The organism is Chelativorans alearensis, from assembly GCF_010993735.1.
Taxonomy (GTDB): Bacteria; Pseudomonadota; Alphaproteobacteria; order Rhizobiales; family Rhizobiaceae; genus Chelativorans; species Chelativorans alearense.
This window is the reverse complement of the sequence record NZ_WQNI01000005.1, coordinates 306,307-326,570: the sequence shown is the minus strand read 5'-3', so window position 1 is coordinate 326,570 and position 20,264 is coordinate 306,307. Positions and strand designations below refer to the sequence as shown.

Genomic DNA, 20,264 nt, shown 5'->3' with positions numbered 1-20,264 from the left:
GGCGCCCCATCCCGTCTGCCGCTCGCGCGGCTATTTGATGGCATCCCACTCCCTCTGGATGTCCGCCCCGACTTCCTCGGCGGACTTGCCGCCGACATAGTCGACCATGCCGGTCCAGAACGCGCCGGCGCCGATGCGGCCGGGCATCAGGTCCGAGCCGTCGAAGCGGAAGGTGGTCGCATTCGTCAGGATCTCGCCCTGCTTCTTCAGAGGCTCGTTGGCGTATGCCTCGGGATTGGCCTCCGTGTAAGGCGTCAGGAACCCGGACTGCGCCATCCACAATTCGTGGGCGATCGGCGTCTTCAGGAACTCGATGAAGGCGCGCGCCGGCTCCGAGTCGGAGGTGATGGCAAAGAGTGTGCCGGCGCCAAGGACCGGCCTGCCCAAATCCTTCTCTTCATACGGCGGGAGGTAGAAGAAGTCGGCATCGACGCCGAGCTCCGTACCCTCCGGGAAGAAGCTGGGAATGAAGGAAGCCTGATGGTGCAGGTAGCACTTCGGCGGGAAAGAGAAGAGACCGTTCGGGCTGTCGCGGAAGTCGGTGGAGGCGACGGCCTCGGCGCCACCGTCGACGAAGTCGTCGTTCCTGGCGAACCAGCCGAACTCCTCGATGGCGGCGACGACACGCTCATCGTCGAACGGGATCTCGTTGGTCACCCACTGATCGTAGACCTCCGGCGGCTGCGTGCGCAGCATCATATCCTCGACCCAGTCGGTCGCCGGCCAACCCGTGGCGCCGCCGGAGCCGAGGCCGATGCACCAGGGCGTGCCACCGTCGGCGACGATCTGCTCGGTCAGCGCCTTCAGATCTTCCATGGTTTCCGGCACTTCATAGCCGGCGTCCTCGAAGTTCTCAGGCACGTACCAGACGAGCGACTTCACATCGATCTTGTAGGGGAAGGCGAAGAGCTGGGGCTCGCCGTCCTCACCGGGATAGGTGCTGAGATTGACCCAGGACTGGCCGGCTGCATAGTTTTCCTGCAGCCAGTCCGCATTCTCCTCGCCGAGCGGCGTCAGATGGCCCTGCGCCGCCAGGTTGGCGGCGAGGCCGGGCTGCGGGAACACCGCCACGTTCGGCGCGCTGCCGGCCTGGGCGTCGATGACGATCTGCTGCTCGAAGGAGTCGGAGCCGGAATAGGCCACTTCGGCGCCGGTCGCCTCCTCGAAATAGGCGGTGATGGATTCGATCAAGTCCTTGTCAGGGCCAAGCCATGGCCCGAAAAGGGTCATCCGCTGGCCCGACAGGTCATATTCGGCGGCGTAATCGTCGAAACTCTGCCAGTTGAAGCGGTCGTCCTCACCCGGTGCGAACTTGAGCTCCTGCGCTGCGGCGGCGCTGCACGAAAGCGCCAGCGCGCAAGCGCCGACAACGGTCCATCTCTTCATCGTCTCCTCCACAAGCCGCCTTTGCCTCCAAAGGCTCGATAAATTCATGTGTGCCGGGCGGCGCCGACGCGCTGCCGCTGGTGGCATTACTCCCAAAAACTCAAAGCGCTTTGGGACGTCTAGCATTGAGCCTCGATGAAGCCGAGTCAAGACGGTCGATAAAGCGAGGTGCCATCTCCCTTTTTTGCCCATGTATCTGCGGGCCTTTTGCGCTGCGGTGTCAGTGTGGGCATGACACAGGCTTGATTTGAAAACCGGTATGCGAAATATTCTCAAAGCGCTTTGAGGAGGAGGTGCCGCGGCGGGCAATATGCGGGAAACGGTCAATCTGCGTAGGCTTTCAGAGGTTCTGGGTCTTTCACAGACCACGGTTTCGCGCGCCCTTAACGGGTTTCCCGAAGTCAACGAGCGGACGCGTGCGCGGGTGGTGGAGGCGGCGCGGCGGCTCAATTACCGGCCCAGCGCGAGCGCCGCGAGCCTCGCCACAGGCAAGGCCTGCGCCATTGGGCATGTGGTGCCCCTGGCCGAGCACATGATGATAAACCCGCATTTCTCCGACTTCTTGGCCGGCGCGGGCGAGGTCTATGCGCAGTTCGGCTACGAAATGCTCTTGCACGTGGTTGCGCAGGCCGAAGAGGCCGACGTCTATCGCGATTTCGCCAGCCGCAGCCGTGTCGACGGCGTCGTCGTGCACGGGCCGTTGACGAACGACCCGCGCATTCCACTCCTCAAATCGCTGGGGCTGCCCTTTGTCGTGCACGGACGCTGCGACGACGGCACCGGCGACTACTCCTGGCTCGACGTCAACAACCGGCGCGCCTTCTGCCGCGCGACAGGCTTCCTGGCCGACCTCGGCCACCGCCGCATCGCCCTGATCAACGGGCTGGAGGTGATGAACTTCGCCAGCCGGCGCCGCCAGGGTTACGAATCCGTCCTTGCCGAGCGTGGGCTGGATCAGGATCCGTCTCTCATCTTCAGCGAGGATATGGTGGAGCCTTACGGCTACCGGGTGGCGCGGCAGTTGTTCTCCTCGCCGCGCCCGCCGACGGCCATTCTCATCTCCAGCGTGCTGCCGGCCATGGGCGTGGTGCGGGCGCTGGCCGAATTCGGCATCAGGCCCGGCGCGGACGTCTCCATCATTGCCTTCGACGACTGCCTTTCCTTTCTGCAGACGGCGAGCGAGGGCAAGGCGCGGGATGTGCCCTTCCTCACCGCCATGCGCTCCTCCATCCGTGAGGCCGGTCGGCGGGTCGCCGAAATGCTCCTGGAGCAGATCGCCGCGCCCGACGGCGGTCGGCGGCACGAATTGTGGGAAGCCGAGCTGGTCATCGGCGAGACCACCGCGCCCCGTCCGGTAGAGCAAACGCCCCTTCCGGCCGCAGCCAAAAGCTGATAACGCCCCGCAGATAGCCCAGTAGATCCAATCCGAACTTGTGAAGGGAAACATCATGGCAGAACGCCAAGCCGCCAGGGATGTAATCGATTACACGCGCTCGGACTTCCCGCCGGACTTCCAGTTCGGCGTTGCCGCCTCGAGCTACCAGATCGAAGGATCGCGCTTCGGCGGCTGCGGCACCTCGCATTGGGACACCTTCGCCGCCACGCCGGGCAACACCGCGCGCGGCGAGGACGGCTCGGTCGCTTGCGATCACTACCATCGCTGGCCGCGGGATCTCGACCTCGTCAGCGGCGCCGGCCTCGACTGCTACCGCTTCTCCATCTCGTGGGCGCGCGTGCTGCCCGAGGGGACCGGAAAGCCGAACGCCGAGGGCCTGGATTTTTACGATCGCCTGGTGGACGGTATGCTCGAGCGCGGTATCAAGCCCTTCGCCACGCTCTACCATTGGGACCTGCCGGCACCGCTCGCCGATCTCGGCGGATGGCGCAACCGCGACATCGCCTCCTGGTTCGCCGACTATACGGAAGTGGTGGGGCGGCGCCTCGGCGACCGGCTGGCGGCCACCGCGCCCATCAACGAGCCATGGTGCGTGGCCTGGCTCAGCCATTTCATGGGCCATCACGCACCGGGCCTGCGTGACATACGCGCCACCGCCCGCGCCATGCATCACGTGCTTCTGGCGCACGGCCGGTCGATTGAGGCCATGCGTGCGCTGGGTATGAGGAATCTCGGCCTGGTGACCAATTTCGAATATGCCGCGCCGGCCGACGACAGCACGGAAGCGAAGGCGGCCGCGCATCTCTACGACGGCATCTACAATCGCTGGTTCCTCGACGGCGTGTTCAAGAAGGCCTACCCGTCGGAGGTCCTTGCCGGCCTCGGTCCGCACATGCCGGAGGGCTATGAGGATGATTTCGATGTGATCGCCACGCCCGTCGACTGGGTCGGCATCAACTATTACACGCGAAAGCTGATCGCCCCTGACGGCACGGGCCAGTTCCCGGCGCTGAAGGAGGTGGAAGGCCCGCTGCCGAAGACGCTGATGGATTGGGAGATCTATCCCGAAGGTCTCGCCTTCTTCATGCGCCGCGTGCATCAGGACTATGCGAAGGGCCTGCCGATCTATGTCACCGAGAACGGCATGGCCTCGCCCGACCGCCTTGCGGGCGGCAAGGCCGACGACCCGGACCGCATCGAATTCCTCAACCGCCACCTTGCGCAGGTGCGCCGCGCCATAGAGGAAGGCATCCCGATCAAGGGCTATATCGTCTGGTCGCTGCTCGACAACTACGAATGGGCGCTCGGCTACGAGAAACGCTTCGGCCTCGTGCATGTGGACTTCGAAACGCTGGAGCGCACGCCTAAGGCATCGTGGCACGCGTTGAAGGGCGCGCTGGCGGCGGGCTGAAGGGAACCCCGGCATTTGCGCGCCATGGCACGCGCGCATAGAAAGGGAAAACTCAACCTTTCCGAGGTGAAGCGACGTGACGCTGGCCAGCTCTCTGTTCCCGCTGTTGTGCTGGATCTTCTATACTCTGCTTGCCGGCCGCATCGAGGTCGTGCGGCCGTCGCTTTCGATCATCATGGGCGCGCAACGCCGCCGCTGGGTCGAGAACGCCGTGCGCCGGGAGACGCCGCTCGACGCCATCCTGTCCGGCAACCTGATGAGCGCAGTCGCCTTCTTCGCCTCGACCACGGTTCTGATCATCCTGGCGCTGTTCGCCGTCTTCGGCCAGATCAACTCGGTGGTGGAGGCCGTCAGCGCCATCCAGCCCGACCAGGCGGTGACCAAGCGGGACGTGGAACTGCATCTGGCGGTCCTGCTCCTGATGTTCGTCCTGGCCTTTCTCTCCTTCACCCTGTCGCTCCGGCAGTTCAACCACTTCTGCATCATGCTGGGCGCGGCCGACCACGCGGAGGAAAGCGATCCGGAGGAGGTGTTCGTGATCGCGGCGCTGAACACGCTCGGCGCGCGCAACTTCAACCAGGGTATCCGCGCCTACTATTTTGCGCTCGGCATGCTCGCCTGGTTCGTCTCGCCCGCCGCCTCCATCGCCGTGACGGTGCTGATCTTCGTCGTCATCCTTTATCGCGAGTTCTTCTCGGCCGCGCGCAATCTCGTCGCCCGGTTGAAGCTGGATTGAGCGAGGCTCGCGTGGAGGGTTAGTCTTTTTCACGTGTTGGTCCTACCGCAAGTACAATGCCCTACCCCCGGCCCGTTGTGCTATTGGTAAGACTAAAGAGCGTGCAAGCGGGCCGAAGAGACAAGACGGAGAGCGGGATGGGCATCGTACCGGTTATCATCTGCGGCGGGGCGGGTTCCCGCCTTTGGCCGCTGTCGCGGGAGAACCACCCGAAGCCGCTCATCCGGCTGGCCGACGGCCGCTCGCTCATCCAGCATGCGCTTCTGCGCGCGATGGCCTTGCCGGGGGCCGGCGATCTCATCACCGTGACCAATCGCGAGCTCTTCTTCGCCATCGAGGACGAGTACCGCCAGCTCGGCGTCGATTTCGGCCATGGCCGTTTCCTGCTCGAGCCCGAAGGCCGCAACACGGCGGCCGCCATCGCCGCCGCCTGCCTCGAGGCGGCCAACGCGCTGGGCGGCGAGACGGTGCTGTGCGTTTTGCCGGCCGATCACGTGATCGGCGACGTGCCGGCGCTCACCGAGGCGGTGCGCCGGGCGGAAAAGCTTGCCCGCGAGGGCCGCGTCGTCACGTTCGGCATAAAGCCGGACAGGCCGGAGACCGGCTACGGCTACATCGAGGCCGACGGCACGGATGTGCTGCGCTTCGTGGAGAAGCCCGATGGGAAGACGGCACAGAAATACCTGGAAAGCGGCCGCTTCTCCTGGAACTCCGGCATGTTCTGTTTCCAGGCGCAGACCATGATCGGGCTGATGGAGACGCTGTGCCCGGATATCCTCTCAGGCTGCCGGGAAAGCCTCGAGGCCGCCATACGCATCGACGGCAAGAACGTCGAGCGGATCGAGCTTGACGCCGCGCTCTTCGCCCAGGTGCCTTCCAACTCGATCGACTACGCGGTCCTGGAAAAGGCGCCGAACACCTCGGTGGTGCCCTGCGACATCGGCTGGAACGACATCGGCTCGTGGGCCGCCCTCGGCGCGCAATATGCGGGCGACGAGGAGGGCAACCGCACCCTCGGTCCCGTCATGGCGATCGGCTCCAGCGGCAATGTCATCCACGGCAGCAACCGGCTGATCGGCGTCGTCGGCGTCGAGAACCTGATCATCGCCGACACGCCGGACGCCCTCCTGGTGACCACGCGGGAGCGGGCGCAGGATGTGAAGCTGCTCTACAACCGGCTCAAGGAGGAGGGCAACGAGACCCATCGCGTCCACCGCACCGTTTACCGCCCCTGGGGCGCCTACACGGTGCTGGAGGAGGGGCCGCGTTTCAAGATCAAGCGCATCGAGGTGAAGCCCGGCGCCCGCCTCAGCCTGCAGATGCACCACCATCGCGCCGAGCACTGGGTGGTGGTGTCGGGGACGGCGCGCATCGTCAACGGCGACAAGGAGATGATGCTTGCCACCGACCAGTCCACCTATATCCCGTGCGGCGCCAAACACCGCCTGGAAAACCCGGGCATCATGATGCTTGTGCTGATCGAGGTGCAGACGGGCGACTATCTGGGCGAGGACGACATCGTGCGCTTCGACGACGTCTACGGGCGTTCATGAAGGCTGCCGGGGCGACCGGAAAGAAAAAGGGCTGCGGAAGCATCGACGCCGCCGCAGCCCCTGACAGTTGAGCAATCCACTGGTTCTAAAAATGAATTCCCAGATTGTCGTTATTGATGGTGCAAACGGGTAGCGCCCGACGGGGCGTACCCGCATGCTCAAATCTCGCCAGCCGTGTCAGCAGCCGTCCAGAGGGGAGGAGAATATGCAACTTCGGGCGGCCTCTTCGGTTGGCGAAGCTTAAAAATGTATACGTGATCAGATAGTTATATAATATGTTTACCGTAAATATCCAGAGTACGGATTTCCCCTGAAGCAAAATCGACGTCCTGTCGATAGGCGGGATTTCACGATTTTTGTGGCGCCGTAATCTTTTCGTTATGTAGGTATACGCGTCGAACGGCGTGATATGCTTGGAGGCCTAACCCAAAGCGCTACCTTATCCGTCGAACAACGCAAAGCCGATTTTCCTTCTTGCAAATCATTCGCAATTGCATTAATTATGGAACATGTGAGGGCCAAGGCAGGTTTGCGAATAATTCGCGCTTGCAGAAGAAATCCCGAAAGGATGAATATGACGGACTGGATCAGGCGTTCGATGCTGGCGGGGTTGGCCGCGCTTTTTGCCGTGGCGGCATTGCCGGTTTCGGTGGCGGGGGCGCAAAGCCCGCTCAAGGTGGTCGCCACCACCGGCATGATCGCCGATGCGGCACGCCAGATTGGCGGCGACCTGGTCGAGGTGCGGGCGCTGATGGGGCCGGGCGTCGACCCGCATGCCTACCGCCAGACCCGCACCGACATCCTCGCCATGACGCGCGCCGACCTGGTGCTGTGGCACGGCCTCTACCTGGAAGCCCAGATGGAGGACTTCATGCATTCGCTCGGGGCGCGGCGAACGGTGGTCGCCGTCGCCGAGGAACTGCCGCGAAATGTGCTGCTCGCCCACGATGATTACGAGAACCGCTACGACCCGCATGTGTGGATGGACCCCGACCTATGGTCGAAGGTGGTCGTTTCAGTGCGTGACGCGCTGATCGCTGCGCGTCCCGAGGGCGAAGCGCTTTTCCGCGCCAATGCCGAAAACCACCTCGAGGACGTGGCCGCCCTTTCCGACTACGCGAAGCAGGTGCTCGCCACCGTGCCGGAGGAAACCCGCGTCCTCGTGACCGCGCACGACGCCTTCAACTATTTCGGCCGCGCCTATGATTTCGAGGTTCTCGGCATCCAGGGCATCTCGACGCAGAGCGAGGCCGGGCTCAACCGCGTCTCGGAGTTGGTCGACACGCTGGTGGAGCGCAGGATCGGCGCCGTCTTCGTCGAATCCTCCGTCTCGGACCGCAACATGCGCGCCCTCATCGAAGGGGCGGCGGCCAAGGGCCAGGAGGTCACGGTCGGCGGCCAGCTCTTCTCCGATGCCATGGGCCGCGACGGCACCTACGAGGGCACCTACATCGGCATGATCGATCATAACGTCACGGCGATCACCCGCGCGCTCGGCGGAGAGGCGCCGGAGCGCGGCATGCTCGGCCGCTTGGCCGCCGGCAGTTGAGGAGCGAGGCGAAGATGAACAACGCGGCGCTCGAACTGGCCAGCGAGGCGGGAGAACGTGTTTTCCGCCCGGCCCCCACCGACAGCCCCCTCGCCATGCAGGAGCTGACGGTCTCCTACGGCGAGAAGCCGGCGGTCTTTTCCATCGACGCCACGGTGCCCGCCGAATCCATGACTGCCATCATCGGTCCCAACGGTGCCGGCAAGTCGACGCTTCTGAAGGCCGCGCTTGGCATCGTGCCGCGCCTTTCCGGCCGTGTGATGGTGTTCGGCGCGCCGCTGGCGCAGGTCATGCACCGCATCGCCTACGTGCCGCAGCGCGCCTCCGTGGACTGGGATTTCCCGACCCGTGTCATCGATGTGGTCTTGATGGGGCTCTACCGTGAGCTCGGCCTGCTTCATCTCGTGCGCCACCACCACCGCGAGCGGGCGATCGCCTGCCTGGAGCGTGTCGGCATGGCAGATTTCGCCGACCGGCAGATCGGCCAGCTCTCCGGCGGCCAGCAGCAGCGCGTCTTCCTCGCCCGCGCGCTGGCGCAGAACGCCGAGCTCTACCTGCTCGACGAGCCCTTCGCCGGCGTCGACGCCGCCACGGAAAAGGCCATCATCGACGTGCTGAAATCCCTCAAGGCGGAAAAGCGCACCGTGGTGTGCGTGCATCACGATCTGGCGACCGTTACCGACTATTTCGACCACGTGCTCCTTATCAACGTGCGCAAGATCGCCGAAGGCCCCGTCGCCACCACCTTCACCGCCGAAAATCTGCAGAAAACCTACGGAGGGCGCCTGGCGACGGCGCATATCGACCAGCTGAAGCTGCCGGCGGCATGAGGGCGACCGGGATGCCGATTTCAATGCATTTAGAATGGTCCTCCGGGGCGCCGACCTCACCTCTCCATTGGGCAAGTCCGCCACGCTTCGAGGGAAGGGCCGCCTCCCTCCCCCACCCGAGACCCTGACCCATGCCCAGCCTCCTCCTCGACGCGCTCCTCCTCCAGGCCGGCTACAACGCCGCCCTGGTGGCACTCGGCGCGGCGCTTCTCGGCATGGCCGCCGGCTCCGGCGGCACGTTCCTCTTCCTGCGCAAGCGGGCGCTGGTGAGCGATGCCGTGGCACACGCCACACTGCCGGGCGTCGGCATCGCCTTCATCGTGATGGTGGTATTCGGCGGCGACGGCCGCAATCTTCCAGGTCTCCTCCTGGGCTCCGCCGTCTCCGCCAGCCTCGGCCTTCTCGCCGTCCAGTGGATCGCCAGCCGCACACGGCTTGCCGAGGACGCGGCCATCGGTGCGGTGCTGTCCGTCTTCTTCGGCTTCGGCATCGTGCTTCTCACCATCATCCAGACCATGTCCAGCGGCTATCAGGCGGGGTTGGAAAGCTTCCTGCTCGGCTCGACGGCGGGCATGCTCTTCCAGGATGCCGTGGTCATCGCGCTGGGCGGCGCGCTCGCCGTCGCCTTCGTGCTGCTCCTGAGGCGGCCGATGACGCTGGTCGCCTTCGACGCCGGGTTCGCAACAGCTTCCGGCATAAACGTGCGGCGTATGGATCTCGCCATGATGGGGCTTGTGATGGCGGTCACCGTCATCGGGCTGAAGCTGGTCGGTCTCATCCTCGTCGTGGCCATGCTCATCATCCCACCCGTCACCGCCCGCCTGTGGACGGAGCGGACGGACCGTGTGCTCCTCATCGCCGGTGCCGTCGGCGGGTTTTCGGGCTATCTCGGGGCGGCGCTCTCGGCATCGGCCCCCAACCTGCCGACGGGTCCCATCATCGTTTTGGTGAGCTTTGCTCTCTTTCTCCTGTCGCTTCTCTTTGCGCCGGGGCGCGGGGTGCTGGCGGCGCTGGTCCGTCACCGCCGGTTCCAGTTGCGTGTGCATCGGCGGCAGGGGCTCCTGGCGCTCGCCCATGGCGAGGCCATATTCGATCCGCTCACACTCACCGTGTTGCGCCGCGAGCGCCTCATCCGGCAGGACGCCGTGGCGACGGAGGAGGGCAGGGCGCTTGCCGCCAAGACCCTGCGCGACGAGAAGCGCTGGGCACTCGCCCGCCAGGTCTACCAGGACGAGGCGGTGTCGGGCAGCTACGACGGGCTCACCCCCATCGAATCCGTTTTGACGCGCGACGAGATCGCAGAGATCGACCGGCGGCTCGGCCCGCCGGCGCCGGTCGCCTGAGGAGCATCGCAATGGGTGTGGAATTCGTACAGCTCAGCCTCACGCCGCTCCTGATCGGCATCCTCGCGGCGATCGCCTGCGCGCTGCCGGGCAATTTCCTCATTCTCCGGCGGCAGGCGCTGATCGGCGATGCCATCAGCCATGTGGTTCTGCCGGGCATCGTCGTCGCCTTCCTCCTCACGGGCGTCATCTCCACATGGCCGATGCTTCTCGGGGCGGCGGGCGCCGCGGTGGTCGCCGTCGTCCTCATCGAGGCCATCAGGCGCGTCGGGCGCATCGAGCCGGGGGCGGCCATGGGTGTCGTCTTCACGTCGCTCTTCGCCGCCGGCGTGCTGCTCCTGGAGCAGAGCGACACCAGCGGCGTCCATCTCGACGTGGAGCACGCGCTCTACGGCAATCTGGAAAGCCTCATCTGGTTCTCGGCCGAAGGCTGGGGCTCGCTCACGGATCCGGCAGCGCTCGCCGCGCTGCCGCCCGAGCTTTTCCGCATGGCCGCCGCCGCCGTCCTCATCGGGCTTCTCACCGTCGTCTTCTGGCGCCCCCTGAAGCTCTCCACCTTCGACGAGGGCTTCGCCGGGGCCGTCGGCATCCCCACGGCCGCACTCAGCCTCGGCCTCGTCATCACCGCCGCCGTGGCGGCCGTCGCCGCATTCGATGCCGTGGGCTCCATTATCGTCATCGCCATGTTCATCTGCCCGCCCGCTGCGGCCAGGCTGATGACCAATCGGCTGGAAATCCAGGTGTTGTGGAGCGTCGCCTTCGCCACGCTTTCCGCCGTCCTCGGCTATGTACTCGCCGGCTACGGCCCCCTATGGCTCGGCGCCGACAACGCCGTCAGCGCCGCCGGCATGATCGCCACCGTCTCCGGCCTCATCCTGGCGCTAGCTTGCCTCTTCGCGCCGCACCGCGCGCGGATCGGGGCGCCGAGAGGGGCTTGAACAGACGCGCCAACACCCAGTTCGCCGCTTCACCCCTCCTCAGCGCCCCTTCCACCCAAGCAGCCGCATGGCATTCGCCGTCACCAGCACCGTCGCGCCGGTGTCGGCCAGGATGGCCGGCCACAGCCCGGTGATGCCGAGCACGGTCGTGATGAAGAACACCAGCTTCAGCCCGATGGCGATGGAGATGTTCTGCCGGATATTGGCCATCGCCCGCCTGGAAAGGGCAACCATCGCCCAGACGTCGTGCAGCCGTCCGTGCAGGATCGCCGCGTCCGCCGTCTCCAGCGCCACGTCTGTGCCGCCGCCCATGGCGATGCCGATATCGGCGGTGGCAAGCGCCGGCGCGTCGTTGATGCCGTCCCCCACCTTGCCGACCTTCAAGCCCTCGTCCTTTAGCGCCTTGACGATGCGGCTCTTGTCCTCGGGCATCAGCTCCGCATGCACCTCGACGCCCAGGTCGCGGCCGATGGCTTCGGCGGTATGGCGGTTGTCGCCGGTCAGCATGACTGTGCGGATGCCGGCTGCCTTCAGCAGGGCGAGGCCGGAGCGGGCATCCTCGCGCGGCTCGTCGCGCATGGCGATGGCGCCGGCGACCCTGCCGTCCGCCAGAAGGACGGAAACGGTCTTGCCCTCCTCGTTCAGCGCGGCGATTGTCCGTCTCTGTTCCGCCGACAGCGCGCGCCTTTCGCCCACGGCTTTGGGAGATCCGAAGAAGAGCGCCTTGCCCTCCACGGAGCCGGTCACGCCCCTGCCGCCGAGCGCGGAAGCCTCAGTGGCGGCAGGAACGTCGATGCCGTCGGCCCTTGCCCGCTCGATGACGGAGAGCGCCAGTGGATGGCTGGAGTCCCACTCCAGCGCCGCCGCCAGGCGCAGCACCTCCACTGCATCTTCCCCGAAGCCCACGACGTCCGTCACCTGCGGCCGGCCTTCCGTCAGCGTCCCGGTCTTGTCGAAGGCGATGGCCTGCAGGCGGCCCACCTCTTCCAGCACGGCGCCGCCCTTCATCAGGAGCCCGCGCCGCGCCCCCGCCGAGAGCGCGGCGGCAATGGCGGCCGGCGTGGAGATCACCAGCGCGCAGGGGCAGCCGATGATGAGGATGGTAAGGCCCTTATAGACCCATTCAAGCAAGGGTTCGCCAGCCGCAAGCGGCGGTACGGTGGCCACGAGCAGGGCAAGCAGCACCACGCCCGGCGTATAGTAACGCGAGAAACGATCGATAAAGCGCTCGGTCGGCGCCTTCTTCTCCTGCGCCTCCTCGACGAGCTTGACGATCCGGGCGATGGTGTTGTCCTTCGCCGCGGCAGCCACGCGGATGCGCAGCACGCCGTCGCCGTTCACCGTTCCTGCATAAACGGCATCGCCCGGCTCCTTGCCGGCCGGCGTGCTCTCGCCCGTCACCGGTGCCTCGTTCACCGCGCTCGCGCCGGAAAGCACCGCGCCGTCGGCGGCAACGCGGTCGCCCGGCCGCACCACGATCACGTCGCCGATGGCGAGCCTGTCGGCCGCCACCTCCTCGGTGCGCCCGCCCGCCCGCTCCAGGCGCGCCGTCTTCGGCACAAGGGTGCTCAGGGCGCGGATGCTGGCGCGTGCGCGGCCCGCCGCAATGCCTTCCAGAAGCTCGCCGACGAGGAACAGGAAGATGACCACCGCGGCTTCCTCCGCCGCTCCGATGATGACGGCACCGACCGCGGCAATCGTCATCAGCGTCTCGATGGAAAAGGGCGTGCCGGCGAATGCGGCGGTGAAGGCGCGGCGGGCGATCGGCACCAGGCCCACCAGCATGGCCGCCGCGTAGAGCCAGCCGTTGAATTCTGGGAAGAAGCGCCCGGCGGCAAAGGCAGCGGCCAGCGCAAGGCCGCAGGAAGCCGTCAGCCGGACGCGCGGCTGATCCCACCAGGGCGCCTCAGCGCCATCGTCGGGGCGAGGGGTAGAGACGGCCTGGGCCGAGCCGCCGCAGCATGTGCCAGAGGCGTCCGCGCCGTCGCTCCCGGTCACCGGCCGCAGCCCGTAGCCAAGCCGCGTCACCTGCCTTTCGATCGCCGGGCGCACCTCGGCCAGGTCGGCATGATCCACCGTCATCGTGCCGGTCGTGGCGGAGACCGCAACGTCCTCCACACCGCTGATGCGGCGCACCGCGGTGTCGATCTTGCGCGCGCAGCCTGCGCAATCCATGCCGTCGACGCGGTAGCGGCTCCTGCTCGTAATTTCGGCCATTCACCCGGTCCCTGCCTGGCCCTTGATTGCTGGTCCTTGATTGCTTCCGGGCAAAGCCTTACTTCCTCTAGCGACTATAGGAGCAAGCGAAAAAATGACAGCGCGCGCGATTTCCATCGGCGAGGCCGCCCGGCAGAGCGGCGTGAAGGTGCCGACGATCCGTTTCTACGAGCAGATCGGCCTCATGCCCGCGCCGCCGCGCAGCGAGGGCAACCGCCGCCAGTTCGACGAGAAGGATCTGAGCCGCCTCAGCTTCATCCGCCATGCGCGGGAGCTGGGCTTCGAGATGGACGACATCCGCGAGCTCCTCGCCTTGACGGAGCAGCCGCAACGCTCCTGCCACGAAGCCGACAGCATCGCCGCGCGCCACCTGCGCGAGATCGAGATGCGCATCGCCAAGCTGCAGGCGCTCAGCGGCGAATTGCGGCGCATGGTGGAGGAATGCGGCCACGGCAAGGTGTGCGAGTGCCAGGTCATCCACGTCTTGGCCGATCACGGAAAATGCCGAAGCGACACCCATTGAGCCGTGGTGCGAATCATACCCTGACGATGCCTCTCCCGAGCACGTATACCAAACGTAAAAGTTGCATTTTCCAGCCCCAACTTTGTCCGCGGCTGCCCTCCGAGAACGACCTTATACAACCTGTTTCCACAGGTAGTTTTTTCAATTATATCAAGTATTTGATTGAATTTTGATCGCCTGCATCCGGGCTATTCCGCCGATGACGCTCGTTTAGGTTGTAATTACACAACTCTTGCGTTAATTTTCCATGTATTCCGGTGGGTGAGCAGAAGGGGCGCTTGGGTGTGAAACATTTCTGAGTGAGGCGGATTGCTGAGCCTAGAATTCTACCATTAGTTGTATTGCCCGCTGCCAGACGGGAAAAGACGAGGGGATCGCCGGCGTCCGTATCGGCGGTGCAGTTAAACGGTAACGACAGTTGGAATTCGCACCTTCGGGCGCTCGGCGCCCGCGGGAAGGGACCGCGCATGCCGCGGGTATCGTCAGCCAAGAGGAAAAGGCGTGAAACAGGGAATTAAGAGCACGGGCGCAACGAGGAAACTCTTCGCTCCCATTGGAAAGAGAGGCGGGAAATGAGCGGCCACAGACAGGATGGATTGTCGTTTGCAACGCTGCGCGCCGCCGAGGCGGTGATCGAGACCAAGAGCCTCACCGGCGCGGCGCTGAAGCTGGGCATCAGCCAGCCCGCCATCAGCATGCATCTCGGACGGCTCGAACGGGCGATCGGCACCTCGCTCATCAAGAAGGTGGGCAACAAGATCATCGTCAAGGAGGAGATCTCGCGTCTCATCCGCCAGGTGCTCGATCTGGAAAGACGCCTGAAGACCGTCGGCTACGAGAGGAACATCTCGAAGCTCAAGGTGGGCATCTGCACCTACTGCGCGCCGCTCCTGGTGGAGCGCCGCAACACTCTCGGCAAGATGCGGGAGGGCCTGACCCTGCGCATCGCCGATTCGCGGCGGCTGGAGGAGATGTACGAGCAGGGCGAGCTCGACGCCGTTTTCCGCGCCCTCTACCCGTCGGAGATCGCGCCGGACCTCACCACCGAGTTCTCCATGAAGTGGGTGGGTGAAAAGCACCTGCTCGATTTCATGAAGCATGACGGGCAGGGCCTGCCGCTCGTCCTTCCCTCGCCGCACTCGCCGCTCGGCGCGGTGGCGCGCGAGTGGCTGCGCCGGCAGGAGGTGGTCTACGACGTGGTCGGCGAGGTCGACGACATCATGACGGCCATCCGCCTCGTCTCCAGCGGTATCGCGCTGTCGCCGCTACCGGCCTATGTGCGCGACAGCCCGTCGGTGGACCTCAACGGCTGCGCGCAGATCCTGCCGGGGCAATTGGAGGCGCGCTACGGCATGTTCTTCGACGAGCGCCGTTTCAACCTGCGCGCTGCGCTCGACATCTTCGAGCTTTTGAAGGGCGAGCTCGAGCGCATGCCTCCGCCGCTGGAGGTAGCCCGCCCAAGCCTTGCCGCGCACCAGTAACCGCTTTTGAGGCAGGGCTTTCGCCTATGGCGGTTCAGCCCCCACTCCGACCCGCTTCGCGGGCCATCTCTCCCCCACTTTGGTGAGGAGAGGTGGATCGTCCGACCTGTCCCCCCGAAGCCCGAAGGGCGAAGGTGGAAGGCCGAGACGGAGTGGGGGAGCAGCACTTCCACATGCGATAGCCCTCCTCTGGAAGGGCAGGGGGCGCCGCCTCTACCGCTCCGCCGGCCGCGCCGTCGACTGGCGTACGTGCAGCTCCGGTTTGATGAGCTCCTGGACCGGGTTCACCTCGGCGCCGTTCAGCCGGTCGAGCAGCACGCGCGCTGCCCGGCGCCCCACCTCGCGCTGGCCGTTCCACACCGTGGTGAGCGCCGGCGTGGCGATGGCGGCCTCCTCCAGATCGTCGTAACCGGTCACCGAGATGTCGACGCCGGGCATCAACCCGGCGCGGGCGATGCCGTTCATCAGGCCGATGGCCACGAGGTCGTTCCAGCACACCGCCGCCGTCGGCTTGTCCTTGAGCGCCAGGAAGGCGCCCGTCATCTCGAAGCCCGCCTGCTTTGTGCGCGGGCCGGGAAAGCGCCATTCCGGCTTCACCTTAAGCCCCGCCTTCTGCATCGCCACCACATAGCCGCGATAGCGATCGCGGCCGGTCGAGGTGTGGTCCGTGCCGCCGACCATGGCGATGCGCGTATGGCCGAGCGAGATGAGGTGGTTGGTGGCGAGCCCGATGCCGTAAGCATCGTCGCCGCGGAAGACCGGCACCCGCGCCCCCTCCACCGAACGGGCGATCAGCACGGCGGGCAGGCCGTTCTCCTCGGCCAGCATGATGTCCTCGGGCGGCGTGCCGATCGCCGGCGACATGATGACGCCGTCGGCGCCGAGCTGCAGCAGCGTGTCGATGAAGGTGCGCTGCTTTTCCAGCTGGTCGTAATGGTTCGAAAGAAGAAAGGTCTGGCGCGAGCGGTCCAGCTCGCTCTCGATCGAACGCAGGATCTCGGCGAAGAAGGGGTTCATGATGTCGTGCACGACAACGCCGACAATGCCGGACCGCGAGGTTCTGAGGCTTGCCGCGCGCCGGTTGTAGATATACCCGATAGCGCGCGCATGCTCCTTGATGCGCTGGCGCGTCGCGTCCGCCACCAGTGGGCTGTCCCGCAATGCCAGGGAGACGGTTGCCGTCGAAACACCAAGAGCATCGGCAATCGTCGAAAGCTTGATTTTCTGCGCCAGCGCAACCCCTCCCGGCCGTGGGAAATGTCCCAGTCACGGCTCTTTAAACTGTTTAAGAACCGCTTATGCCATCGCCGCCGCCAAGGTCAAAGCTTTTTTGGCGCCGCCGCGGGGGGAGCGTCACGGAAGAAGCGCGCTACGCGTCTTCCTCGACATCTTCTTCCTCCACAGGGAGGCCGTTTTTCGACAAGTTCGCCTCGATGCGCGCCAGAAGCTTCTGGAGCGCCTTCTGCTCCTTCTTGTCGAGGGTCTTCAGGGCCTGTTTTTCTGTCCTGCGCACCGACTTCTCGATGGCGCGGATGGCCTGCTCGCCATTCGTGGTGAGGAAGACATGGGCGCGCCGGGCGTCTTCCTCCGAAGCGCGCTTTTCCAGAAAGCCCTGCGCTGCCAGCCGGTTGATGGTCTTGGTGATGGTCGGCGGGCGAACGCCCAGCTTCTCGGCGAGCTGGCTCGGCGTCTGGCCATTCTCGCGGCTGAGCGCGAGCATGATCTTGTCCTGTCCGGCGTAAAGACCCTGGTCGAGAAGCCGTTCGGCGAGGACGGTGCGCGACAGGCGCGCGGCAGCCTGCAGCCGACCGATGATCGAACCTTTCGAAGATTTCGACATCTGTTTTTTCCTATGCCCTTAGCCGGCACGCTTATACTGCACCGGCCCCATCCCCTCCACAGAATGCCCACCCCCTTCTACAGGAAGATAGTCCGGCAAACGATCTTGACAACAGGTGCTCGTCTTGTCGCATCGCCCGGGGCGCGGTAGCTTTGGTCCACTCGCCAAGTCGTTTCCGGGCTAATGCCAAATTGGCGTATCAATCTTATGACAGAGGGAAATGCGCTCTGCCCAAGCGTGAGAGAATAGCCGTCCTGCCCCTGGGTGCGACCGAGCAGCACGGGCCGCACCTGCCGCCGGAGACGGACTGGATAATCGCCGAGGCGGTTGCCGCGCGCGCCGGGGCGCGGCTCGGCGGCCTGCCGGTCGATTTCCTGCCGGTGGAGAAAGTCGGTTATTCCATCGAGCATGCGGACGATCCGCGCACCGTCTCGCTCGGCTTTGCGGAAGCCGTGCAGCGCTGGGTCGGCATTGGGGAGAAGCTCGCTGAAGCCGGAACGCGCAAATTCGTCATGCTCAATGCCCATGGCGGCAATTCGCCTTTGATGACGGTCGTGGCGACCGAGCTTCGCGCGCGCTGCCGCATGCTGGCTGTCGCCACGAGCTGGACGCGTTTCGGTTGCCCGCCGGGCCTCGTTCCGGAGGAGGAGCGGGCGCTGGGCATCCATGGCGGCTTCATCGAGACCTCCGTCATGCTGGCGCTCAGACCCGACCTCGTGGCGATGGAGAAGGCGGCGGATTTTCCTTCCGCGCAGGCCCGCTTCCAGCGCGACTTCACCCACCTGCGCGCCTACGGTCCCCACACTTTCGGCTGGATGATGCGCGATCTTTCGCCGCAAGGCACGGTCGGCAATGCGGCGGCGGCAAGCGCCGAGGCCGGCGAGAAGATGCTCGATCACGCGGTGTCGGGCTTTCTCGAGCTCATCGCCGATGTCGACCGCTTCGATATGGCGCTCCTGAAATAGCTAGAGCAATTCCAGGAAAAGTGGATACCGGTTTTCCGTCCGGAATTGCGGCAAAACAAGGAGTTAGACCAGTTCATCGATTCCATGAAACGATGAAGTGGTCTAGGCCTCTTCACGCGGCCACTGCGACAACCAGCGCGGCCTCCGCCGCGCTGCCCGACCGCGCCATCTCGGCGAGCGCCGACGGCCCGGCGCGCCGGGCGATGCCGTCGCGGTCGTTGAAGGTCGCCCCGTCGAGGGGGCGGGCGTTGTAGGGCGCAAGCTCGCCATAGACAGCGCGGCTGAAATCGTCGGGAAAGAACATCTGCCCCGTCAGCACGCTGCGCTCGTCCGGAAACGCCTTGAAGTGGATGTGCGGCGTGCGCCCCGGATACCAGCCGGGATAGATGGTCGAGAAGGCGGCGATGCCCTGTTCGTCGGCAAACTGCGTGCCGCGCAGGAAGGTCTCGCCCGTCGTATCGCGGCCGCCCGGCTGGCGCGGATAGCCTGAATAGGCGCCCTCGGCGTCGCAATGCCAGATGTCGACCCGTGCGGCGGGAATGGGCGTGCAGGAAGCATTGACCACCTGCAGCCGCACTGTCAGCGGCAGGCCCTCGCGGCCCTCGGTGACGTCCGCCCGTTCCAGCTCGGGATCGAAATAGAAGGGCCCCTCCGTCGTCTCAGGCATGATCGAGCAGACGCCGGCGCCGGTGATCAGCGGCTGGGCTGCCGCCCCCGGGCGCGAGCGGAGGAACAGATCGGCGGAGAGGAACGTGCCGCCGCCGGCGGTGACGGCAAGAAGGGCGAAGGCCTTTCGCCTGGTGATCGTCGTCATGGTCGCCATCCCATTCGCTGCCTGCGAGCCACCCCGCCGTCGATAGTAGCGGTGGGGCACGGCGAAGACGAATGAACTCTTCGTAAGGTGCGGTGAGTGCATTCCCCCGGGTTGCGATCCGGCACGTGCAAAACGCGCCGCATGGTCTTATATGGGCGGCTACGACCATTCATCGCCCGCGAGGGGAATTCATGTCCGAACAGCTTTCGCAAATCCCGGTCACGGTGCTCACCGGCTATCTCGGCTCCGGCAAGACCACGCTTTTGAACCGCATCCTTTCGGAAGATCATGGCAAGCGTTATGCCGTCATCGTCAATGAGTTCGGCGAGATCGGCATCGACAACGATCTGATCGTGGAGTCCGATGAGGAAATATACGAGATGAACAATGGCTGCGTGTGCTGCACCGTGCGCGGCGATCTCGTGCGTGTGGTCGAAGGGCTGACGCGGCGGCCCGGCCGCTTCGACGCCATCATCGTCGAGACCACCGGCCTCGCCGACCCCGCGCCCGTGGCGCAGACCTTCTTCATGGACGACGACGTGCGCGCCAAGACCAAGCTCGATGCCGTCGTCGCGCTGGTCGATGCCAAGCACCTTCCCCTCCGGCTCAAGGATTCCAACGAAGCGCAGGATCAGATCGCCTTCGCCGACGTCGTGGTGCTCAACAAGACCGACCTCGTCAGCGAGGAGGAACTGGCGGCGGTGGAAGCGGCCATCCGCGCCATCAACCCGTCGGCCCGCATCCACAAGACCGAGCGCGCCGGCGTCGCCCTTTCGGACGTGCTCGACCGCGGCGCCTTCGACCTTTCCCGCGCGCTCGACAACGATCCGCATTTCCTCGACCACGACGACCCCGACCACGTCTGCGGGCCGGACTGCGACCACGATCATCATGACCATGACCACGACCATCATCATCACCACCACCATCACGGCGCTCTCTCCGCCATTCACGATGTCGGCGTGACCTCGATCTCGCTGCGCGGCGGCGAGATGGACCCGAAGAAGTTCTTCCCCTGGATCGAGCAGACCACCCAGATCGACGGCCCGAACATCCTCCGCCTCAAGGGCATCGTCGCCTTTGCCGATGATCCCGAGCGCTATGTGGTGCAGGGCGTGCACATGATTGTCGAGGGCGACCACCAGCGCCCCTGGAAGGAAGGCGAGAAGCGCGAAAGCCGGCTCGTCTTCATCGGCCGGGAGCTCGATGCCGAACGGCTGAAGCAGGCGTTTGAGGCGTGCCAAGCCTAACGCAAGGTGCGTGCCTTCACCCTCGTGGTTCG

General features: G+C 65.4%; 17 protein-coding genes. 12 read left to right on the top strand and 5 right to left on the bottom strand.

All coding sequences use genetic code 11. The features are described 5' to 3' along the window. Positions 1–30 precede the first annotated feature (30 nt). Positions 31–1,386, bottom strand: coding sequence for an ABC transporter substrate-binding protein (locus GPJ75_RS09890; RefSeq protein ID WP_163267559.1), 1,356 nt, complete (start codon positions 1,384–1,386; stop codon positions 31–33). Positions 1,387–1,696: 310 nt separating this feature from the next. On the opposite strand from GPJ75_RS09890, the gene GPJ75_RS09885 reads away from it, so the two are divergent. The 8 genes from GPJ75_RS09885 (at position 1,697) to GPJ75_RS09850 (ending at position 11,142) form a co-directional block, all read left to right on the top strand. Next, positions 1,697–2,779, top strand: coding sequence for a substrate-binding domain-containing protein (locus GPJ75_RS09885; RefSeq protein ID WP_163267557.1), 1,083 nt, complete (start codon positions 1,697–1,699; stop codon positions 2,777–2,779). 55 nt (positions 2,780–2,834) lie between these two features. Further along, positions 2,835–4,193, top strand: a complete 1,359-nt coding sequence (locus tag GPJ75_RS09880; protein ID WP_163267555.1) for a GH1 family beta-glucosidase — start codon at positions 2,835–2,837, stop codon at positions 4,191–4,193. A 76-nt stretch (positions 4,194–4,269) separates the two neighbouring features. Beyond that, complete coding sequence (locus GPJ75_RS09875; protein ID WP_163267553.1) at positions 4,270–4,929, top strand: DUF599 domain-containing protein; 660 nt, start codon at positions 4,270–4,272, stop codon at positions 4,927–4,929. Between the two features lie 137 nt (positions 4,930–5,066). After that, positions 5,067–6,482: a mannose-1-phosphate guanylyltransferase/mannose-6-phosphate isomerase gene (locus tag GPJ75_RS09870; RefSeq protein WP_163267551.1), complete on the top strand. Its 1,416-nt coding sequence runs from the start codon at positions 5,067–5,069 to the stop codon at positions 6,480–6,482. Between the two features lie 568 nt (positions 6,483–7,050). Continuing rightward, the gene (locus tag GPJ75_RS09865; protein WP_246249004.1) at positions 7,051–8,031 is read left to right on the top strand and encodes a metal ABC transporter solute-binding protein, Zn/Mn family; all 981 of its coding nucleotides are present in this window, start codon (positions 7,051–7,053) and stop codon (positions 8,029–8,031) included. Positions 8,032–8,045: 14 nt separating this feature from the next. After that, positions 8,046–8,861 (top strand): metal ABC transporter ATP-binding protein, encoded by an 816-nt coding sequence (locus GPJ75_RS09860; protein ID WP_163267547.1) that lies wholly within the window; start codon positions 8,046–8,048, stop codon positions 8,859–8,861. A gap of 131 nt (positions 8,862–8,992) precedes the next feature. After that, positions 8,993–10,204 (top strand): metal ABC transporter permease, encoded by a 1,212-nt coding sequence (locus GPJ75_RS09855; protein WP_163267545.1) that lies wholly within the window; start codon positions 8,993–8,995, stop codon positions 10,202–10,204. Positions 10,205–10,215: 11 nt separating this feature from the next. Further along, positions 10,216–11,142: a metal ABC transporter permease gene (locus tag GPJ75_RS09850; protein WP_163267543.1), complete on the top strand. Its 927-nt coding sequence runs from the start codon at positions 10,216–10,218 to the stop codon at positions 11,140–11,142. Positions 11,143–11,181: 39 nt separating this feature from the next. Here GPJ75_RS09850 and GPJ75_RS09845 read toward each other — a convergent pair whose 3' ends face one another. Beyond that, positions 11,182–13,359 (bottom strand): heavy metal translocating P-type ATPase, encoded by a 2,178-nt coding sequence (locus GPJ75_RS09845; protein ID WP_163267541.1) that lies wholly within the window; start codon positions 13,357–13,359, stop codon positions 11,182–11,184. 94 nt (positions 13,360–13,453) lie between these two features. Here GPJ75_RS09845 and GPJ75_RS09840 point away from each other — a divergent pair, with 94 nt between their 5' ends. After that, positions 13,454–13,882, top strand: coding sequence for a MerR family transcriptional regulator (locus GPJ75_RS09840; protein WP_163267539.1), 429 nt, complete (start codon positions 13,454–13,456; stop codon positions 13,880–13,882). Positions 13,883–14,454: 572 nt separating this feature from the next. Next, positions 14,455–15,363 (top strand): LysR family transcriptional regulator, encoded by a 909-nt coding sequence (locus GPJ75_RS09835; protein ID WP_163267537.1) that lies wholly within the window; start codon positions 14,455–14,457, stop codon positions 15,361–15,363. Positions 15,364–15,576: 213 nt separating this feature from the next. Here the strand turns inward: GPJ75_RS09835 and GPJ75_RS09830 are convergent, their stop codons facing one another. Together GPJ75_RS09830 and GPJ75_RS09825 are read right to left on the bottom strand one after the other, a co-directional pair. Then, the gene (locus GPJ75_RS09830; protein ID WP_163267785.1) at positions 15,577–16,596 is read right to left on the bottom strand and encodes a LacI family DNA-binding transcriptional regulator; all 1,020 of its coding nucleotides are present in this window, start codon (positions 16,594–16,596) and stop codon (positions 15,577–15,579) included. 136 nt (positions 16,597–16,732) lie between these two features. Then, a complete protein-coding gene (locus tag GPJ75_RS09825) occupies positions 16,733–17,203 on the bottom strand; it encodes a MarR family winged helix-turn-helix transcriptional regulator (RefSeq protein WP_163267535.1) in 471 nt (156 codons plus the stop codon). Positions 17,204–17,430: 227 nt separating this feature from the next. Here GPJ75_RS09825 and GPJ75_RS09820 point away from each other — a divergent pair, with 227 nt between their 5' ends. Next, positions 17,431–18,168 carry a creatininase family protein gene (locus GPJ75_RS09820; protein ID WP_163267783.1) on the top strand — a complete coding sequence of 246 codons (738 nt, stop codon included), beginning with the start codon at positions 17,431–17,433 and terminating at the stop codon, positions 18,166–18,168. Positions 18,169–18,280: 112 nt separating this feature from the next. Here GPJ75_RS09820 and GPJ75_RS09815 read toward each other — a convergent pair whose 3' ends face one another. Beyond that, positions 18,281–18,982 (bottom strand): intradiol ring-cleavage dioxygenase, encoded by a 702-nt coding sequence (locus tag GPJ75_RS09815; RefSeq protein ID WP_163267533.1) that lies wholly within the window; start codon positions 18,980–18,982, stop codon positions 18,281–18,283. Positions 18,983–19,173: 191 nt separating this feature from the next. On the opposite strand from GPJ75_RS09815, the gene GPJ75_RS09810 reads away from it, so the two are divergent. After that, complete coding sequence (locus tag GPJ75_RS09810) at positions 19,174–20,232, top strand: CobW family GTP-binding protein (protein ID WP_163267531.1); 1,059 nt, start codon at positions 19,174–19,176, stop codon at positions 20,230–20,232. The last annotated feature ends 32 nt before the right edge of the window (positions 20,233–20,264 follow it).

Bases quoted from the DNA above. Each gene is read 5' to 3' on its own strand.
- GPJ75_RS09865 (WP_246249004.1), top strand. From the start codon at position 7,051: ATGAATATGACGGACTGGATCAGGCGTTCGATGCTGGCGGGGTTGGCC.
- GPJ75_RS09855 (WP_163267545.1), top strand. From the start codon at position 8,993: ATGCCCAGCCTCCTCCTCGACGCGCTCCTCCTCCAGGCCGGCTACAAC.
- GPJ75_RS09890 (WP_163267559.1), bottom strand. From the start codon at position 1,386: ATGAAGAGATGGACCGTTGTCGGCGCTTGCGCGCTGGCGCTTTCGTGC.
- GPJ75_RS09840 (WP_163267539.1), top strand. From the start codon at position 13,454: ATGACAGCGCGCGCGATTTCCATCGGCGAGGCCGCCCGGCAGAGCGGC.
- GPJ75_RS09835 (WP_163267537.1), top strand. From the start codon at position 14,455: ATGAGCGGCCACAGACAGGATGGATTGTCGTTTGCAACGCTGCGCGCC.
- GPJ75_RS09815 (WP_163267533.1), bottom strand. From the start codon at position 18,982: ATGACGACGATCACCAGGCGAAAGGCCTTCGCCCTTCTTGCCGTCACC.
- GPJ75_RS09845 (WP_163267541.1), bottom strand. From the start codon at position 13,359: ATGGCCGAAATTACGAGCAGGAGCCGCTACCGCGTCGACGGCATGGAT.
- GPJ75_RS09860 (WP_163267547.1), top strand. From the start codon at position 8,046: ATGAACAACGCGGCGCTCGAACTGGCCAGCGAGGCGGGAGAACGTGTT.
- GPJ75_RS09870 (WP_163267551.1), top strand. From the start codon at position 5,067: ATGGGCATCGTACCGGTTATCATCTGCGGCGGGGCGGGTTCCCGCCTT.
- GPJ75_RS09885 (WP_163267557.1), top strand. From the start codon at position 1,697: ATGCGGGAAACGGTCAATCTGCGTAGGCTTTCAGAGGTTCTGGGTCTT.
- GPJ75_RS09880 (WP_163267555.1), top strand. From the start codon at position 2,835: ATGGCAGAACGCCAAGCCGCCAGGGATGTAATCGATTACACGCGCTCG.
- GPJ75_RS09810 (WP_163267531.1), top strand. From the start codon at position 19,174: ATGTCCGAACAGCTTTCGCAAATCCCGGTCACGGTGCTCACCGGCTAT.
- GPJ75_RS09850 (WP_163267543.1), top strand. From the start codon at position 10,216: ATGGGTGTGGAATTCGTACAGCTCAGCCTCACGCCGCTCCTGATCGGC.
- GPJ75_RS09825 (WP_163267535.1), bottom strand. From the start codon at position 17,203: ATGTCGAAATCTTCGAAAGGTTCGATCATCGGTCGGCTGCAGGCTGCC.